We start from the raw sequence: 18,182 nt of genomic DNA, 5'->3' as shown, positions 1-18,182 counted from the left end.
TTCCTTATTAAGGTTCGCAACACACAACACTTTTATGCTTTATACTAAATCACATTTTTATTTACTTGCGATTATAATAGATAGTGCAAATATAGACATTTTATAATGATCCTAGTTGTTTACAATTAATTATCATTGTATATGGTGTTTAAGAAATTTGAAATATTTTTTGCTCTTTTTCTATGCTCAATAAACCACCCTAATTGAGCTTTGTTTACTGTTTTAAGATATTGCAGATTACTCAAAAATATTTTATTTGTTTTAATGTCAGAAAAATTTAAGTCAACTTTTCCTTTTGGTTTAGTAAATTCAATATCATAAACAGTCATATTATCAAATACATAAGGGTCAAATATTACATTTATCTGATCAAAAACTCTTCTAACCAAATACTCCTCTCTTTCTCTTATATAGTCAATAAAAATAAAATTATCATCGTAATCTAAAAGAGTATCAATAACTTTTTGATTTTTTATAAGTGTTAAACTTCCAGAGTTTTTTAATTGCTCAATTGAGGAATTATTAGCAAAGAATCTTGATGGTCTTGGAAGATATCTAGCGTAATAATATAAATCATTGGAGAACTCATTAAATTTTTTATTATTAAAAATAAAATAAATCGAATCAATTTGAATTTCTCTTTGTTTTCTTCTTAATATAAGAACATCTAAATCTTTAATATCATTAGTTAAATCGTTTTTAAACGAATTAACAAAATCAATTTCACGTTTTTGTTCAGACAAATCTTCTCTATAGTTTTCTACAAAAAAACCCAGTGATATTGCTAAAAATAACATCAAAAACTCTCTTATAAATTTCATTAAAAATTAATTTGAGGAATTAAACCCTTCTTTAATATAGCCCCAACCCTTAGACTGCTTAATAGCTATTTCAAGAATACCATCTGGAACAGTTTCTACACCCTTAACTAAGTCTTTTTTATTTAACCCTAATTTATTCATAGTAGCTTCACAAAGAATTACACGAGCATTATCTAGTGAAATGACTTTAGAAAGCTTTTCTGCAATTTCTTTGTTTTCATAAGTTGCCATTTTACCTGCTCCACTATACATAACCAACTCAAACTCAGAATCAGGATATGCATTTGCCATAAGAGATAAATGTTTTATTGCTGTTTTATGAACTTTAGGGCTTGAGCTAGTAATGTCAAATACAACTTTAATTTTATGCTCTTGTGCCAAAATATTAAAGCTGAAAAGTAGAAATGAAATTAAAAATATTTTTTTCATAAAATTTTAATTTCCAGCAAATATATAACCACATCCGTTTTCTTGGGCTCTGCCTAACGCCCATACACCTGAAGGAACAAGTTCAACTCCAGGGAGTAAACCATCTATCATATCTTCATATACATCTTTAGCGTCTAGACCCATTTGATTTGCAATAACACCACTATATACTTGTGTTGCTAGATTACAAATACAAAACAAAGCTCCTCGTTCTTGTAGACGTTTTATTCCCTCAACTTGAGGAAGAGGTAAATCTCCTTTTTGTGGATCATATACTGTATTTCTTTGGGATGGCTCACCTGTTGAATTGTCATTTATTTCAAAAACTTTACCGATTGGATACTTTTTCCACACATTTGAATTAAAAGCATATGCAATACCTGAATGACGAAGAACAGTCATAGCAGTTATATCACTGTCGGGTGAGCCTGTTTGGTTGTTTGATTCATAAAACGCCCAGTTCCAAACAATAGGTAGTGTTCCGTGAGGAGTGCTTCCATCATACGCTATCCTGTGGGTTCCTTTAATTTTTTTAAACCATTCTTCAGCATCTTTTGTGTCAAGATTATTAAATTCTGGAAGAGTTTCCATGTTTTCAAATTCTTTGACCATCTTTGGAAAAGCTGATGCGCTTACTCCCAAGGCAAGAGTTGCAAAAAATGATCTTCTAGATTTATTTGTTTTCATATTTATTAATTTAAGGTTATTTACTTTTTTTTATGTTATACTCTGTTTTATAAAAATCAAAAATTGGTTGAAAAGGACCAAGTTGATGCTGTGATTGAGAAAACGAATCAACATATGGAGGATATGGAGTTGACATTGGCTTTTTCTTTAAATCAGGAAAATCTTCCTTAAGATTTTTTTTTAAAGGTCTCAATTGTTTGTTTATGAATCCTGCTACATCATAGGATTCTTCATCTGTCAAAATAGGAGACTCAAAAGTTGTTCCTTGAGGCATATTATATTTTATAAAAGTTGCAGCAGTCAAGACTCTTGTCATACCCGCTCCATTATTGTATGAGTTTGAGCCCCATAAAGGAGGGTAAAGGTATGTATATTGATCAATTTTTTGACCTTGACCATCAGCTCCATGACATTCAACACAAACTCTTTTAAAGACAACTTCACCTTTAACTAAATCTACTTTTCTATCAGGATATTCTATTGACTTCAGTCCTTTTCCAGCAACTACTTCGTTTGTTCTTACATAACGTCCCAACCAATTTATATAAGATACAATTGCAATCATTTCAGTGCTATTATTTTTCAGTCTAATTCCATTCATGCTTCTTTCAAAACAACCATTTATTCTGTCTTCTAAACTTCCAATTATATCTTCTCTTCCTCTATACTGAGGAAATCGTTTGTCAACACCAATAAGAGGCATTGCAAAGGGCTGAGTGCCTGCATTTAAATGACAGTTAGTACATGACAAAGAATTTCCTACAAAAGGAGATTCAAGTGATGTTTCTCCTAGCAACAGATATGTTTCGTTTAAAATTTTATAACCATGTTTAATCTCTTTACCTGTTTTTGTTTCAGGCAAAGTATTTATGTCATAATTCATAGAGTATATGCTCAAATCAATCTTTTCTTCTTTTGGAGAATCACCACCTAGATAGAGTACTATAAATAAAAATACAATCATCAAAAAGTAAAAAAAATAGTTTGATATTCTTTTTAATCCATTAAAAAAAATCTCGTTGGACGAGTTATTATCCATGAAATAGGATTATGCTTAGTATAAATATAATATAAAACAAGGATTTTTTTTTAATGTTTCAATTATTATTAGTCATTAAAATGTTAATTTTTGAAATAATAATAAAACATTCAATATTTTATTTGTTTAAAATTCATAAAGTGAATATCATTATTTTAATATATTTATATTCAAACACTTAAGTCATGATAAAAAAATATTTATTTACAGCTTTCTTTTTTATGCTTTTAAATAGTTGCAATCAAAATGTTTCTTCATGTGATATATTAATTGAAAACGGAATGATATATGACGGTTCAGGAGAAAAGCCATATCAGGGATCAGTTGCAATTAAGAATGAAAAAATATTATACGTAGGTCCATTAAAAAAATTTAATTCAAAAAAAACAATCAATGCTAAGGGAAAAGCTGTTTCTCCAGGATTTATAAATATGCTCAGCTGGGCATATGGCTCATTATTAAAAGATGGAAGATCCATGAGTGATATCAAGCAAGGCGTAACTCTAGAGGTTTTTGGAGAAGGAACCTCTCCAGGCCCAAATGGAGTCAAGGATAGTTCTAACTATATTTCATTTGGAGGAGCCATGAGTAAATTAGAGTCTAATGGAGTTTCAACAAATATAGCATCCTTTTTAGGAGCTACAACTGTAAGAATTCAAGAAGTTGGATATGACAATAGAAAAGCAACTTTGGAAGAAATAACTAAAATGAAAGAATTAGTCAGAAAAAGTATGGAAGAGGGAGCTATGGGTATCGGATCGTCATTAATTTATGCTCCTGCAGACTATGCTAGTACTGATGAACTGATTGCTTTAAGCAAAACTGCATCTGAATATGGAGGTATGTATATTTCTCATATAAGAAATGAAGACAGCAGGGTTTTAGAAGCAATAGATGAATTAATTAAAATTTCAAAAGAAGCAGATATACCTGCTGAAATTTATCATTTAAAAGCTTCTAGAAAATCTAATTGGAATCTTTTGGATAAAATGATTGATAAAATTGAAAAGGCGAGAGCCGAAGGTTTAGAAATTACAGCTGACATGTATACTTATAACGCGTCATCTACTGGTTTAACAGGAGTCATTCCAACATGGATCCAAGAAGGAGGTCATAGAGCATGGATTAATCGTATGCAAGAACCAGGTCCTAGAAAAAGAATAATTGAAGATATTAAGAAAGAATTAAAAGATCAAGCTCCTGAAGGAATTCTAATGGTAGGTTTTAATAAAGAGTCTATGGCTGAAAAATATATTGGAATGACAATAGCTCAGGCAGCTAAAGAAAGGAATCAAACTCCAGAGGAGGCTATAGTAGATTTAGTAATAGAAGACGACAGCAGAATTCAATGTATTTATTTTAGTATGAGTGAAGAAAATATTAGAAAAAAAATAAAGTTATCATGGGTTTCATTTTGTTCTGATGCCGGCTCTTTTTCTGATTCACCTGAAGGGTTCAGAACCCATCCAAGAGCTTTTGGAAGCTTTATACGTGTTATTGGAAAATATTCTCGCGATGAAGGTTTAATTTCACTTGAGGAAGGTATTAGAAAATTAACAGGTTTTCCAGCTCAAAATTTAGGTTTAAAGGATAGAGGACTTCTTAAAGAAAAATTCTATGCAGATGTAGTGATTTTCGATCCAGATACAGTTGGAGATAAAGCAACTTTTAATGATCCTTTAAAGTATGCAGATGGAATTGAACATGTCTTTGTTAATGGTCAACAAGTGATTGACAGCGGTTTCCATACGGGAGTTTTTTCTGGGAAATTTATTAAAGGTCCTGGATATATAAATAATTAAAACTCACGATAAGAACCTGAGATATATTGATTTGCCTTTGCTTCTTTGAACATAGCTGAATCTTTATCCCAATTCAAATTCTCCCCGGGAAAACGCCCTGCAATAACTCCTAATAGTATTGTCTCCGTAAGTTTTGAGGCATATGAAAATGGGGCTGAACATTTATCTTTTCCAAGACAAGCATCCACAAACTGATGATAATGTTTTTTACTTTCTAACTCATAGTTTCGAACAGGATCTTCTAAATCAAATTTTTCAAAATTAATTTCTTGATATTTACCATCAACAATCAGCTGTGGTTCTTTCATAAAGTGTGGAAGATATAATCTTCCTTTTTCACCTATAAACATAGACCCTTGGTCATGAAGAACCTCATTATTTGGAAGTTTTAAATTTAGATGTTTATCTGGAGCATCAGCCCCATCATACCAAACCCATTTTAATTCTTTAGTTGTATACTCAGTTCCAGGAAAAATATATGTAACCTTGTTTTTTTCTGGAAAACCAAACCCATTAGGCAGCCTACATTCATTTTTAATTGTTTTAGGAACATCAAGTGCCAAGGCGTTATAAGGAGTGTCAAAAATATGCACTCCCATATCTCCCAAAGTACCACAACCAAAATCTACTAATTTTCTCCAGTTTCCAGGGTGATAAATTTCTTTTTTATAATTTCTCTTTTTTGCAGTACCAGTCCATAGATTCCAATCTAAAGTAGATGGAATCGGATCTGTTCCTTCAGGCTTAGGCCCATCATAACCCCAGTTTTTTGGAGACCAAGCACGAACAGTATTTACTTTTCCAATAATTCCTGATTGAATAAGTTTTGTAGCTAATTTATAATCATAAAAAGAATGGACTTGGATACCCATCTGTGTTACTAAGTTTTTTTCTTTTGCAACCATCTGCATTTTCCTGGCTTCTGAAATATGATGAGTAAGTGGCTTTTGACAATATACTGGCTTACCAATATTCATTGCCATTAGTGATGCTGGCGCGTGCGTATGATCAGGAGTAGAAACAATTACAGCTTCAATTTGATCTCCTACCTCACTAAGCATAATTCTGTAATCAGAATATATTTTTGCATTAGGATGTAATTCTCTTGCTTTTGCCAAGGCTTTAGAATCAACATCACAAAGAGCAAAAACATCAACGGAATTATGTGAAGAAATTGCTTTAAGATCTTCTCCTCCCATTCCTCCAACTCCAATATGAGCTGTTTTTAATCTTTTGCTTTTTGATAGAGCCCAGCCAAAAGATGGAACAAACACAGTTGAAGCTAGGGTAGCAGAGGTCTTTAAAAAGGTTCTTTTATTCATAGTTTTTTGATTTTTATTTCTCTGAACGAAAGAGAACTGTCGTGATCTTGTAATGCAATAAACCCTTTTTTATACTTTCCATAATCAGGGAACTCTTTCCATTTGCCTCTCTCTTTTCTTTTGTTCCAATCTTCAGACCACGGAATAAAAGATAGAACTAATTGTCCATTTAACCAATGTTCAACTTTTGATGGAGTAAAAATAATTTTGGAGCTATTCCATTCTTCTGCGGGTTTAATCAAATTTTTAGTCTGTTCTGCATCATACATAGCATAATCAGCAGCAGTCTTTTGCCAATTCTCAAGAGAACTATTGTTAACTTCACCCCACTTTAAATCATCAATCAATTGATATTCGGGAGAAGCCTCATAGGGTCCATTATACCCTTCTTTAACATGGTAAAGAATGCCGCTATTTCCACCTTTTGATATTTTCCATTCTAGATATAACTCAAAGTTTTCAAATTCCTCTTTTACATAAATTATATCCCTTCCCCCCTTATATTCAGACTCTAACCTTCTTTTTGTTTCAAATGCTAAAACTCCATTTTTAACTATCCAGCCTGGAGGCATTACTTCAGAATTATAGCCTCTCCAACCATCTGTTGTTTTTCCATCAAAGAGGTAAATCCATTCACTTTTCTGACTACATGAAATAAAACAAAACATAACAATTACACTTATTAATTTTTTCATTTTAGTATATATGTCTTTTAAATGCTTCCATAGCCTCATACTCAGCCATTCCCAAGCGATTATATTCCTGAGCTGTATTTTTATTCCTTTGCTCAGCTCTTACCCAAAAATCTCTATTATCCTCTCCTTGAAACATTACCTTATCTTTTTGAGATTGATGGTATAATATAGCGTTTCTTTTCTGAACCACTTGACTAGGGCTCATAGGAACAGCCATTTCTATTTCATCTATATCCCACTCTTGCCATGCGCCTCTGTATAACCATAACCAGCAAGATTTCATAAATGATTGATTTTTAATTTCCCTAAGAGCATCAAATAGAATGTTTAGACACACTCTATGAGTTCCATGAGGGTCAGCCAAATCTCCTGCAGCAAAAATTTGATGAGGTTTAATAGCTTTAATTAAATTAATAGTTATTTCAATATCATTTTTTGTTGGATCATTCTTTTTTATTTTTCCTGACTCATAAAAAGGAAGGTTCATAAAGTGTAAATTACTCTCAGAAAGACCCAAATATCGAGATGCAGCTAAACATTCACTTCTTCTTATCGCTCCCTTAAGTTTTAAAATCGATTTAGAATTAATTTTCTTTTGAATTTCTCCTTCTATTTCATCAATAATAATTATTTCTTTTGAAGATGAATATTTTGCTATCTCAATGAACCTTAAAGCTTCTTCATTTGAAACACCTATATTTCCTGAAGTTTGATAAGCTATATGAACTTCATGTCCTTGATCCTGAAGACGTTTGATTGTTCCTCCCATAGAAATAACATCATCATCAGGGTGAGGACTAAAAACCAAAACACGTTTTTTAGAAGGATTAGCTCTTTCAGGACGGTCTGTGTCATCATTGTTGGGTTTACCTCCCGGCCAACCTGTTATAGTTTTTTGAAGCTGATTAAACATCCATATGTTGGTGTCATAAACAGAACCACTAGAAGCAACTATACTTGACAGCCCGTTCTCATTATAATCTCTTTGAGTTAATTTTAATATTGATTTACTAGTTTTAGTACTTAACCATGTTATAGCCTTTTTCCTTAATTCATCAGTCCAAATAAAATCTTTAACTAGCCAAGGAGTTTTATGTTTTATTAATTGAGCACTTGATTCATTATCTAAAATGAAGGTTGTATTGTTATGTTTCTGAAGAAAACTAGCCGGATAATTAAAATCTATCTCACCTTCTATAGATTTTGATATGACGTTAGATTTTTTGTGACCCCAAGCTAATAATACAATTCGCTTAGCACTAAGTATAGTCCTAATACCCATAGTAATTGCCCTTTTTGGCACAGACTCAATTCCATTAAAATCTTCAGCAGCATCTTGCCTAGTCATAGAGTCAAGACTTACTATTCTTGTACAAGAGTTTTGATTTGATCCTGGCTCGTTAAATCCAATATGAGCAGTTCTGCCTATCCCAAGTATTTGAAAATCAATCCCACCAAGAGAATTAATCTTTTTTTCATACTTATCACAATAGTTTGAAATATCTTCCTCTAATAATTTTCCTTGTGGAATATTGATGTTTCTTTTAACAATATCTATATGAGAAAATAAATGTTGATGCATAAAGCTATGGTAACTTTGTTCATTATTTTTTTCAATTGAAAAATATTCATCTAAATTAAATGTGATTACTTTTTTAAAACTCAAACCATCCTCTTTATGTAGCCTAACTAATTCTCTATAAACTCCTATAGGTGAGGAGCCGGTAGCAAGTCCTAAAATAAAATGAGGTTTGGAGCATTTTCTAATTGAGTTCGCTATTTCATTCGCTACCAATTTAGACCCTTGTTCGGCAGAATCAACACAAACATTATGTATTTTTTCATACCTAGTAACTTCATCTCTTCCTGGAATTTTATATTCAATAGATTCTAATTCTTTTATCATTATGATATTTTATTTATCCTACAATTTGAAAATTGAACACCCTTTGTAGTGGCATTTTTTTTGCTATTACAATTGATAAAGGAAAATGTTTTCATGTGTTTCAAGTTTTATTTGTTTTATTTGTTTTAAAAAGAAACTGAAATCTTTTAACTTCCTCTTCCCGTTTTTCTTACCGCAGTTGAACGTTTAGCTACATTACTTTTATTAACGGTCTTTTTATTAGACTGCTTAGAGGTGTTTTTTTCTAACCTATTTCCGAAGAATTTACTGCTCATAGTATAAAATTTAATTTAAAGGTATAACAAATATAATATGATTTATAAATCATGACAAACTCTTGATTAAAAAATAATTGAATAAAAAGTTCAATATTTTAGATTTATGTTTTCATATTTGTGGATAAATCTTTAGATAAATTAAAAAATGTATAATTTATTTTATAATTGTATTAAGACAATAACTTGTTTTGTTTTTTTATATAATATTCCATTATATGCACAAAAATCAAAACTCACTAATCCCCCTAATTTTAATGCCTCTTATCTTTCTGCTGAACCTAAGCTTGATGGAAATATAATTACGGATCCCACATGGGCACAGATTGAACCAATCACTAATTTATCTCAAGCTAAACCTTTTTACGGATCTCCCGCGTCAGAAAAGACTGAAATTAGAATGGCTTTTACAAACAACACACTCTATGTTGGTGTTATATGTTTTGATAAAGATCCTGAAAAAATAGTAGTTTCTGATTCGAGAAGAGATTCTAATTTAAATGATGATGACAGTTTTCTTTTTATTCTTGACACCTACAATGATCAGCAAAATGGATTTTTATTTGGAACAAATTCCATTGGAGTGGAATATGATGCTCAAATTGATAATGAAGGAGAGGGCAATATGCAACAAGGAGGTGTTATTGGAGGTACAAATTTGAATTGGGATGCTTCATGGGAAGTGAAAACTGAAACAGGGGATTATGGCTGGAGTGCTGAATTTGCGATTCCATTAAGAACTATTCGTTTTGGAAGTGGTAAAGACAAAACATGGGGTATTAACTTTCAAAGAAATATTAGTAAAACAAGTGAAATTGCTTATTGGGCACAACTTCCTATTGCATTTGAAATAAAGAGACTCTCACTAGCTGGAAAAATGAATGGGGTTAATTTAAAAAGTCCTAAAAATCTTAAGATTTTTCCATATGCCCTTACACAAAATGTAAATAACAAATCCAATAATTCAAAAACAAATAACCAAGAGTATGGTGTTGATCTTAAATACAGTCTTACTCCCGGACTAACTTTAGATATGACATATAATACAGATTTTGCTCAAGTCGAAGTTGATGAACAACAGGTCAACCTAGACAGATTTAATCTTTTTTTTCCTGAAAAAAGAGCCTTTTTTCTTGAAAATGCAGGACAATTTAGTGTAGGAAGTCCTGGAGAAGTTGATTTGTTTTTTAGTAGACGTATTGGATTAAGTGAAGATGGCTCTGTAGTTCCAATAATAGGCGGTTCTAGAATTTCTGGAAAAATAGGACAAACTAATATTGGTCTTTTAAATATGTTTACAGATGAAGTTAGGTCTGAGGGAATTCTTGAAAACAACTTTACAGTAGCCAGAGTAAATCATGATTTTGCCAAAAGCAGATCCTCAATCGGAGGGATATATATAAACAAATCTGAACTAGGAACTCAATCAAATAATTATAATAGAGTTGTTGCTATTGATGGAAAATGGGGGTTAGGGAAAAAAGCTCAAGTAACAGGATTTCTTTCAAAAAGTTCAAGCCCAGATATAAATAGTGATGATCATGCATTAAATTTCAAAGCTGAATATGCCTGGGATGGTTGGAGAATTCATGGAGCTTACACAGAGGTTGGTGAAGGGTTCAATCCAGAAGTTGGTTTTTTACTTAGAGATGCATTTAAGAAACCTGAATTTTTGATTTTTAAACAATGGAGACCTAAAAATACTGGTAATTTTCTTGAAGTTAGACCTCATGTCTCTGGTCATAAATATCTTAATTTCAATAATGATTTAATATCTAGTTTTCTTCATGTTGACAATCACTGGGTTTGGAAAAGTGGATTTGAAATACATACTGGGATTAATTTCACAACTGAAGGTGTTTTAAACGATTTTTCAATTTCAGGAGTAACTGTACCCGTTGGCGAATACAATCATGAAGAGTTTCAACTAATAGTCTTCACTAATAAAAATAAACAAATTTATTATTCAACTAGGACCGTAATTGGTGGTTATTACGGAGGTAATAGGTTTTCATCAAGAAATACTATTAATTTTAGATTGGGTAATAAATTCAATTCAGCTTTAACTATAAATTATAATAAACTAGAACTTCAAAACGGAAATATCAATGCTTTAATAACTGGAGGTAAATTTACTTATTCTTTTACTCCAAGAATATATCTCCAAAGTCTTATTCAATATAATAATATTACAAATATAACGTCTGTTAATGCAAGGTTTGGATGGTTGAAAAATGCTAATACTGGACTTTTTGTTGTTTTAAATCTAATTGAGGATGAAGATTTCATGGATCGTGTAAATAATCAAGTTATTACAATAAAGTATAACTATCAATTTGATGTTTTTAACAGAAAATAAATGAACGAAAAAAATATCAACTTCAGTATTGAAGATATGCAATTGGCTTTATCGAACATTATAAGGCAGATGCAAAAATCAAAATGGGCACCTAAAGTTATTTTGAGTATAAATAGAGGAGGGTGTATACCAGGAGTGTATTTATCACATGCCATTAAAGTCCCTCATAAAGTCCTTGATGTTCAGTTAAGAGATAGTGATAATAAACCAAATTTAGATGTATTAAAATATTCAATTAACAGATATAAAACTATTTTAATTATTGATGATATAAATGACACTGGAGCTACTTTTAATTTCATTAAAAAAAACATAAAGGATATAAATACAGAGGTGCACTATGCAGTTTTGGTTAATAATCTTTCCAGTGATTTTAAAGTAGAATATAAAGGGAAGGTTATTGATAAATCAAAAACTCCCTCTTGGATAGTCTTCCCTTGGGAAAAAAACTAAAGTTTATTGAATAAAAATAACCTGAATTTAATCTTGATACTGGTATTACTTCATATAAGTATAACCACACTATCCAATGCTTTAGTTGCTATTCCACTAACACTGTATGGATATAAAATAACTTGGGCAGCTTTTAGCTTTCCTCTTGTTGTTGTTGCAACTGATTTAACGGTTAGATTATTAGGGAAATCTATAGCTCGAAAGACTATCACATACGCCTATCCTTTGGCAATTATTTCTTCTGTTTTAATTGTTTATATAGAGGGAAACTTACTTTCAGTTGCTTTTAGAATCGGACTAGCTAGTGCTACTGCATATGCTTTTGGTACATTAATAGATATTTATGCTTTCCAATTTATAAGAGAAAAGTATTCTGCTTGGTGGTTGGCTCCAGCTTTATCAACTGTAATCTCAAATATTATTGATTCTTATACTTTCTTTTTTGCTGCTTTCTCTGGGTCAGATGATCAATATATGGCTTTGAATTGGTTTGAAATAGCAGGAACTCAGACGATATTAAAAATAATCATTGGTTTAGTTTTCTTTCTCCCAACATATGGAGTTCTTCTTAACTTTCTTCTAAAGAGAATAGTTAAGAAATGATATCAAGTGGTTTTGTTGTTTTCCAATTTCCTCTTGTAAAGTCAGGAAAAATTTGAGGTGAACCATCTTCTTTAATTGATTTTGCACTTAATGGAGTTACAGAGCTCCAAAAACATCCCTCATATACATTTTGATCTAATGGAATTCCTTTTTGTAAGCATTCTACGATTCTTAACAACATAATCCCGTCTGACCCACCGTGATCACTATCCTTAGCCTTTTTATTTAATCTTTTCCAAAAAGGATGTTCATACTTTTTAATGGTTTCATTTAAATCAGAACCCGACACCCATTTGTGAGATGAATCCGACGCTCCTTTTAAACCTCCATCAATTGCAACTTTGACAGGATTATTACTTTTATATAAATTATTATGAATATCATGACCGGTTAATATCCCATTAGTACCTTGAATTAAATTAATTCTAGAATATGGTCTAGGACTTGTCTCGTCCCATTGAATTAAAATAGTTCTTCCAAGATGAGTCTTTATTATTGATGTGTTTAAATCTCCATTTTCAAAACTTAACTTATTCCATTTATGATCTTTAGGGAAGTTTTTATTAGCATATAGCTCTCTGCCCATTGAAGGAGAGGAATAAGACACAATACTTTTAAAAGTATCTTCAGTTCTTGCTAAATTCATGTATTGAGCCACTGGCCCCAAGCCGTGTGTAGGATATAAATTTCCTTTACTTTTTGCATAATGATGAGTTCTCCATGATCCAGTACCTCTATTTTCTTCGTTCATTTGAAATCTCAGATCATGAATATACGCAGCTTCTGCATGCTGAAGATCACCAATGAAGTTTTGTCGAATCATATTTAAAAACATCATTTCAGCTCTAAAATAATTTACATTTTCAAGCATCATGCAATGTTTTTGAGTTTTTTCAGAAGTATCAATGATCTTCCACATATCTTCTAGGGTATTTGCAATCGGAACCTCAACAAAAACATGAGCACCTTTTTCCATTGATTTTATTGCCATAGGAGCATGATTATTCCAGTTCGTGGAAATAAAAACCACATCAGGTTTTGTTTCTTCTAACATCAACTCCCACTTATTTTCTCCTCCCCAATATTTTGATATTTTTTTTACTTTATCTGAATTACTATATTCTTCAAGTCTAGACACAGCCTTGTTTACATTATCTTCATATAAATCACTAACGGCAACAACTTCTGTTCCAGGAATACCTCCAAAATATTTTAAATGACCACTACCCCTATACCCTACGCCAATAAAAGCAACTCTAATAACATCTAACTTAGGAGCTGCGAAGTCTCCCATATACCTTCCTTGAGGTGGGGGAATAAGATTATTATCACAAGAACCACTCACCAAACTTGTCATTCCAAAAGAAGCAGCTGCGGAAAGACCTGATTTTTTTATAAATTTTCGACGACTATAATTTTTCATTTAATTATCATAAGTATTAAAAACGATCTAAATTCATCACTTTACTCCAGGCAGAAACGAAATCATTTAGAAAAAGTTGCTCTGAGTCTTTACTTGCATAAACTTCCGCCAATGATCTTAATTCAGAATTTGATCCAAAAATCAAATCAACTCTAGTTCCTGTCCATTTAATTTGATTTGATTTACGATCACGTCCCTCAAAAACAGATTGATCATCAGAGATCGCTTTCCAAGTTATATTCATATCCAATAAGTTTGTGAAAAAGTCATTACTAAGTGTTTCTTTATTTTCTGTAAAAACACCATGATCAGATTTATCTGAATTAATGTTTAAAACCCTCAAACCACCAATAAGAACAGTCATTTCAGGAGCCGTAAGAGTTAAAAGCTGTGCTTTATCTACCAGCATTTCCTCTGCAGAAACTGCAAATTTAGACTTCAAGTAGTTTCTAAATCCATCTGCATTTGGTTCTAAGACTGAAAAGGACTCAATATCTGTCATGTCTTGAAATGCGTCTGCTCTTCCGGGTCTAAACGGAACACTTATTTCTTTTCCAGAGTTATTTACTGCTTTTTCAATAGCAGTAGATCCAGCCAAAACTATCAAATCAGCTAACGAAACATGTTTATTTTCAGCTTGAGAAGAGTTAAACTTAGTTTGAATTTGTTTAAGTTTTTTTATTACCCTTGATAGGTCGTCAGGGTTATTAACTTTCCATTTATTTTGAGGTTCTAAAGCTATTCTAGCTCCGTTTGCCCCTCCCCGCTTATCTGACCCTCTAAAGGTAGAGGCAGAGGCCCAAGCGGTAGAAACAAGTTGAGAAATGGTTAAACCCGAAGAAAGTATTTCTTCCTTTAAACTTAATACGTCATCATTATTTATAAGTTCATGTGTGATATTTGGAATTGGATCTTGCCAAATAAGAACTTCATCTGGAACAAATGGACCTAAATATCTTTTACGAGGCCCCATATCACGATGAGTTAGTTTAAACCAGGCTCGTGCAAATGCATCTGCAAATTGATCAGGATTTTCATAAAAGTGTTTTGATATTGGACCATATATTGGATCTTCACGCATCGAAATATCAGTTGTTAACATAATTGGTGCGTGATTTTTACCAGGCTCATGAGCATCAGGAACACTATCTGCTCCTAAGTCGTCTTTTGGAATCCATTGATGTGCTCCAGCTGGACTTTTAGTCAATTTCCATTCATATCCAAAAAGATTTTCAAAATAATTATTACTCCATTTAGTAGGAGTAGTTGTCCAAGCTCCTTCAAGACCGCTTGTTATTGTATCAGATCCTTTACCTGACTTATAAGTATTTTTCCAGCCTAAACTCTGTTCTTCAATACTAGATGCTTCAGGTTCAGGTCCAACATATTGATCTGGATCTGCAGCTCCATGAGTTTTACCAAAAGTATGTCCTCCGGCTATTAGTGCAACTGTTTCTTCATCATTCATAGCCATTCTTCCGAAAGTTTCACGTATGTCTCTAGCTGCTGCTAAAGGGTCAGGATTTCCGTTTGGACCTTCTGGATTTACATAAATAAGTCCCATTTGAACAGCGCCTAGAGGATTCTCTAATTCACGATTACCTGAGTATCTATCGTCTGCCAACCATTCCTTCTCTGATCCCCAATAAATATCTTCCTCAGCTTCCCAAACATCTTCTCTACCGCCCGCAAATCCAAATATTTCAAATCCCATTGATTCAAGGGCACAGTCACCAGCAAAAATCATAAGATCGGCCCATGATAATTTTTTACCATATTTCTGTTTTATGGGCCAAAGTAAAAGTCTTGCTTTATCAAGATTGCCATTATCTGGCCAGCTATTTAATGGAGCAAAACGTTGAGTTCCAGAACCAGCTCCACCTCTTCCGTCAGCAATTCTATATGTACCTGCGCTATGCCATGCCATTCTTATAAAAAAAGGACCATAGTGACCATAATCTGCTGGCCACCAATCTTGTGAAGTCGTCATTAAATCAAAAATATCTTTTTTTACAGCTTCTAAATTGAGTGACTTAAACTCTTCTGCATAATTAAACTTATCATCCATTGGGCTGGATAAATTTGAATGTTGACGTAGAATATTCAATTTTAACTGATTGGGCCACCAGTCACGGTTTACTGGCTCATGTCCTGCACTACCTTTAATTGTTCCACCCATGAAAGGGCACTTACCTTGATTATTAGCACCAGCAATTGAAGATTTACTAGGATGTGAATGATTATCCATTTTTATAATTTTATTTATTTTGTTTGAAACTCTTGGTTACTATAAAAGTATTTAAAATCAGTTTATTTTCAATGAAAGAATCATAGTTTATTCTTATAATTATATTTGTTTTATGAATATATTTATAATACCTAAGAATAAAACCATGAAAAAATTATTTTGTTTAGTTCTTGCAATAATATTTGCCAATACCGTTCAATCTCAATCTAAAAATAAACTCCCTTTGAATCCAGAAAGATCTATTAAAATAGATACAGATGAAGGAACTTGGATGTCTCTTGATGTTCATCCTGACGGAAGTAAAATTATTTTTGATCTTTTGGGTGACCTCTATGAGCTCCCTTTAAACGGAGGGAGAGCCTCTCGAATTACTCAAGGATTACCTTTCGATTCACATCCAAGATATTCACCAGATGGAAATTCTATTCTTTTTCTTTCAGACAGAAGTGGCGGAAACAATGCATGGATAATCGACAGAAAAAAAGAAGACACTATTAAAGTTACTAAAGGCGAAACAAAGCAAATGCAATCTGCAGATTGGTCTCCAGATGGTAATTATATTGCTCTAAGTAAAGGTACTCGTAATTTTAAATTACACCTCTACCACAAAAAAGGAGGAGCAGGTGTTCAGTTAATTGATAAACCAGATAATTTAAAAATATCTGAACCTAGATTTAGTTCAGATGGAAAAAAAATATGGTTTTCTCAAAGAACAGGTGCTTGGCAGTATAATGCCCGCTTCCCTCAGTATCAGTTAGCAACTTATGATCGTGAAGATGGAACCAAAGAGGTTATGACTTCAAGATATGGCTCTGCATTTTCTCCAACACTTTCTCCTGACGGAAAGTGGCTAGTTTATGGAAGCAGGTTTAATGATCAAACTGGTTTAGTTAAAAGAGATTTAAAAACCCAAGAAGAAAGTTGGCTGGCTTACCCAGTTCAAAGAGATGAACAAGAATCAATTGCTCCTCTTGGAGTTCTACCAGCAATGGCATTTACTCCTGACAGTAAAGAATTAGTGGCTTCATATGGAGGAAAAATATATAGAATTCCAATTAAAGGTGGAGACGCAATAAACATTCCTTTCAAGGTGGAAGAAGAGATAGCTTTAGGACCTCAGTTAAAATTTAATTATCCAATAGAAGACAGTGAAACTTTTAATATCAATCAAATTCGTGATCAAAAAGTTTCTCCCGACGGAACTTCAATTGTTTTCATTGCATTAGATAGATTATACTGGATGAGTTTTAAAGAAAAAAAACCAATTAGATTGACTTCATTTAATTCTACTGAGGCAATGCCCGTTTGGAATCCAAATGGAAAAGAAATTGCCTTCATAACTTGGGATGAAACACAAGGTGGTGCGGTTTACAAGGTTGGTTTAGGTAAAAAAAATATACCTGTTAAGTTATCAATTGATAATAATACATACAGAGAACCGGCCTGGAGTAATGATAACAGAATTGTAGTTTTTACAGGGTCTGCTGATGCTTTTAGAGAATCTGACGGACCTTCTTCTTACAGACAAAGGACAAGTCTAGTTTGGTTAGATGCTAAAAAACAAGGGAGTAATAATTTTATAATAAAAGGTGACTCTAAAATCTCAAATCCACATTTTGCTCAAAATGATAACCGTATTTATTTAAATTCTTCGGCTGATGGGTTAATTTCTATTCGCTGGGATGGGCTTGACCAAAAAAAACATATTCAAATTGATGGAATAACAGTTTATGGTTCCGGATATAATGATAATCATCTTCTTTCAGATATTCCATCAGCTCCAAAAAAAACTCCCTCAAAAGCTAGTGTAATTATAAGAGCTCCTAAAGGAGAATATGCCTTAGCACAAATAAATAACGATATATATATTGTTACTATTCCACTTGTAGGTTCAAATGGAGTTAAAGTTAATGTTAAAGATGCTAAAAATGCTAATTTCCCTTCCATGAAATTAACCAAATTTGGAGGGCAATTTCCAAGCTGGAATTCAAATGGAGATATTGTATACTGGACTTTGGGTAAAACTCTTTTTCGTTATGACATAAAACAATCCATAAGACTTCATGAAGAAGAAGAAGAAGAAGAAGAAGAAGAAGAAGAAGATGAAGATGAAGATGAAG

Annotated in this window: 14 protein-coding genes and 1 pseudogene; 5 read left to right on the top strand and 10 right to left on the bottom strand. The window is 32.4% G+C overall.

Translation table 11 applies throughout. From position 1 onward, the window contains the following. Positions 1–125: 125 nt before the first annotated feature. The 4 genes from AC34EU_RS05270 to AC34EU_RS05255 are packed head-to-tail and all read right to left on the bottom strand — an operon-like array spanning position 126 to position 2,976. A complete protein-coding gene (locus AC34EU_RS05270) occupies positions 126–821 on the bottom strand; it encodes a hypothetical protein (RefSeq protein ID WP_487534479.1) in 696 nt (231 codons plus the stop codon). A 6-nt stretch (positions 822–827) separates the two neighbouring features. Further along, on the bottom strand, positions 828–1,250 hold the full coding sequence (locus AC34EU_RS05265; protein ID WP_487534478.1) for a DsrE family protein: 423 nt from the start codon (positions 1,248–1,250) through the stop codon (positions 828–830). 6 nt (positions 1,251–1,256) lie between these two features. Further along, the gene (locus tag AC34EU_RS05260; RefSeq protein ID WP_487534477.1) at positions 1,257–1,937 is read right to left on the bottom strand and encodes a Tat (twin-arginine translocation) pathway signal sequence containing protein; all 681 of its coding nucleotides are present in this window, start codon (positions 1,935–1,937) and stop codon (positions 1,257–1,259) included. Positions 1,938–1,953: 16 nt separating this feature from the next. Further along, entirely contained in the window at positions 1,954–2,976 is a 1,023-nt protein-coding gene (locus tag AC34EU_RS05255) for a c-type cytochrome (protein ID WP_487534476.1), read from the bottom strand. Between the two features lie 185 nt (positions 2,977–3,161). Here AC34EU_RS05255 and AC34EU_RS05250 point away from each other — a divergent pair, with 185 nt between their 5' ends. Continuing rightward, positions 3,162–4,778, top strand: a complete 1,617-nt coding sequence (locus tag AC34EU_RS05250) for an N-acyl-D-amino-acid deacylase family protein (RefSeq protein WP_487534475.1) — start codon at positions 3,162–3,164, stop codon at positions 4,776–4,778. Here the strand turns inward: AC34EU_RS05250 and AC34EU_RS05245 are convergent. From AC34EU_RS05245 to AC34EU_RS05230, 4 genes are all read right to left on the bottom strand, one after another. Further along, positions 4,775–6,100 (bottom strand): Gfo/Idh/MocA family protein, encoded by a 1,326-nt coding sequence (locus tag AC34EU_RS05245; protein ID WP_487534474.1) that lies wholly within the window; start codon positions 6,098–6,100, stop codon positions 4,775–4,777. The two genes, AC34EU_RS05250 and AC34EU_RS05245, sit on opposite strands and share 4 nt — an antisense overlap. Next, positions 6,097–6,795, bottom strand: a complete 699-nt coding sequence (locus AC34EU_RS05240; protein ID WP_487534473.1) for a 3-keto-disaccharide hydrolase — start codon at positions 6,793–6,795, stop codon at positions 6,097–6,099. The genes AC34EU_RS05245 and AC34EU_RS05240 overlap by 4 nt, the downstream gene beginning before the upstream one ends. Position 6,796: 1 nt before the next feature. Then, entirely contained in the window at positions 6,797–8,701 is a 1,905-nt protein-coding gene (gene nagB, locus AC34EU_RS05235) for a glucosamine-6-phosphate deaminase (protein WP_487534472.1), read from the bottom strand. A 146-nt stretch (positions 8,702–8,847) separates the two neighbouring features. After that, positions 8,848–8,976 carry a hypothetical protein gene (locus AC34EU_RS05230; RefSeq protein WP_487534471.1) on the bottom strand — a complete coding sequence of 43 codons (129 nt, stop codon included), beginning with the start codon at positions 8,974–8,976 and terminating at the stop codon, positions 8,848–8,850. 148 nt (positions 8,977–9,124) lie between these two features. Between AC34EU_RS05230 and AC34EU_RS05225 the strand changes: the two genes are divergently transcribed. The 3 genes from AC34EU_RS05225 to AC34EU_RS05215 are packed head-to-tail and all read left to right on the top strand — an operon-like array spanning position 9,125 to position 12,391. After that, positions 9,125–11,335 carry a carbohydrate binding family 9 domain-containing protein gene (locus AC34EU_RS05225; protein ID WP_487534470.1) on the top strand — a complete coding sequence of 737 codons (2,211 nt, stop codon included), beginning with the start codon at positions 9,125–9,127 and terminating at the stop codon, positions 11,333–11,335. Then, positions 11,336–11,788, top strand: coding sequence for a phosphoribosyltransferase (locus AC34EU_RS05220; RefSeq protein ID WP_487534469.1), 453 nt, complete (start codon positions 11,336–11,338; stop codon positions 11,786–11,788). 33 nt (positions 11,789–11,821) lie between these two features. After that, positions 11,822–12,391, top strand: coding sequence for a queuosine precursor transporter (locus AC34EU_RS05215; protein WP_487534468.1), 570 nt, complete (start codon positions 11,822–11,824; stop codon positions 12,389–12,391). On the opposite strand, the gene AC34EU_RS05210 is transcribed toward AC34EU_RS05215, so the two are convergent. Beyond that, complete coding sequence (locus tag AC34EU_RS05210) at positions 12,381–13,814, bottom strand: Gfo/Idh/MocA family protein (RefSeq protein ID WP_487534467.1); 1,434 nt, start codon at positions 13,812–13,814, stop codon at positions 12,381–12,383. The two genes, AC34EU_RS05215 and AC34EU_RS05210, sit on opposite strands and share 11 nt — an antisense overlap. Before the next feature lie 16 nt (positions 13,815–13,830). Continuing rightward, the gene (katG, locus tag AC34EU_RS05205) at positions 13,831–16,062 is read right to left on the bottom strand and encodes a catalase/peroxidase HPI (RefSeq protein ID WP_487534466.1); all 2,232 of its coding nucleotides are present in this window, start codon (positions 16,060–16,062) and stop codon (positions 13,831–13,833) included. A gap of 145 nt (positions 16,063–16,207) precedes the next feature. Here katG and AC34EU_RS05200 point away from each other — a divergent pair. Then, positions 16,208–18,182 (top strand): annotated as a pseudogene (locus AC34EU_RS05200) (amidohydrolase family protein); the annotation flags it as partial.

It is taken from the genome of Candidatus Marivariicella framensis, from assembly GCF_982709265.1.
This window is presented reverse-complemented; position numbering and strand designations above follow the sequence as displayed.

Excerpts from the sequence above, each read along its gene's own strand:
- AC34EU_RS05270 (WP_487534479.1), bottom strand. The coding sequence starts at position 821 with ATGAAATTTATAAGAGAGTTTTTGATGTTATTTTTAGCAATATCACTG.
- AC34EU_RS05265 (WP_487534478.1), bottom strand. The coding sequence starts at position 1,250 with ATGAAAAAAATATTTTTAATTTCATTTCTACTTTTCAGCTTTAATATT.
- AC34EU_RS05260 (WP_487534477.1), bottom strand. The coding sequence starts at position 1,937 with ATGAAAACAAATAAATCTAGAAGATCATTTTTTGCAACTCTTGCCTTG.
- AC34EU_RS05255 (WP_487534476.1), bottom strand. The coding sequence starts at position 2,976 with ATGGATAATAACTCGTCCAACGAGATTTTTTTTAATGGATTAAAAAGA.
- AC34EU_RS05250 (WP_487534475.1), top strand. The coding sequence starts at position 3,162 with ATGATAAAAAAATATTTATTTACAGCTTTCTTTTTTATGCTTTTAAAT.
- AC34EU_RS05245 (WP_487534474.1), bottom strand. The coding sequence starts at position 6,100 with ATGAATAAAAGAACCTTTTTAAAGACCTCTGCTACCCTAGCTTCAACT.
- AC34EU_RS05240 (WP_487534473.1), bottom strand. The coding sequence starts at position 6,795 with ATGAAAAAATTAATAAGTGTAATTGTTATGTTTTGTTTTATTTCATGT.
- nagB (WP_487534472.1), bottom strand. The coding sequence starts at position 8,701 with ATGATAAAAGAATTAGAATCTATTGAATATAAAATTCCAGGAAGAGAT.
- AC34EU_RS05230 (WP_487534471.1), bottom strand. The coding sequence starts at position 8,976 with ATGAGCAGTAAATTCTTCGGAAATAGGTTAGAAAAAAACACCTCTAAG.
- AC34EU_RS05225 (WP_487534470.1), top strand. The coding sequence starts at position 9,125 with ATGTATAATTTATTTTATAATTGTATTAAGACAATAACTTGTTTTGTT.
- AC34EU_RS05220 (WP_487534469.1), top strand. The coding sequence starts at position 11,336 with ATGAACGAAAAAAATATCAACTTCAGTATTGAAGATATGCAATTGGCT.
- AC34EU_RS05210 (WP_487534467.1), bottom strand. The coding sequence starts at position 13,814 with ATGAAAAATTATAGTCGTCGAAAATTTATAAAAAAATCAGGTCTTTCC.
- katG (WP_487534466.1), bottom strand. The coding sequence starts at position 16,062 with ATGGATAATCATTCACATCCTAGTAAATCTTCAATTGCTGGTGCTAAT.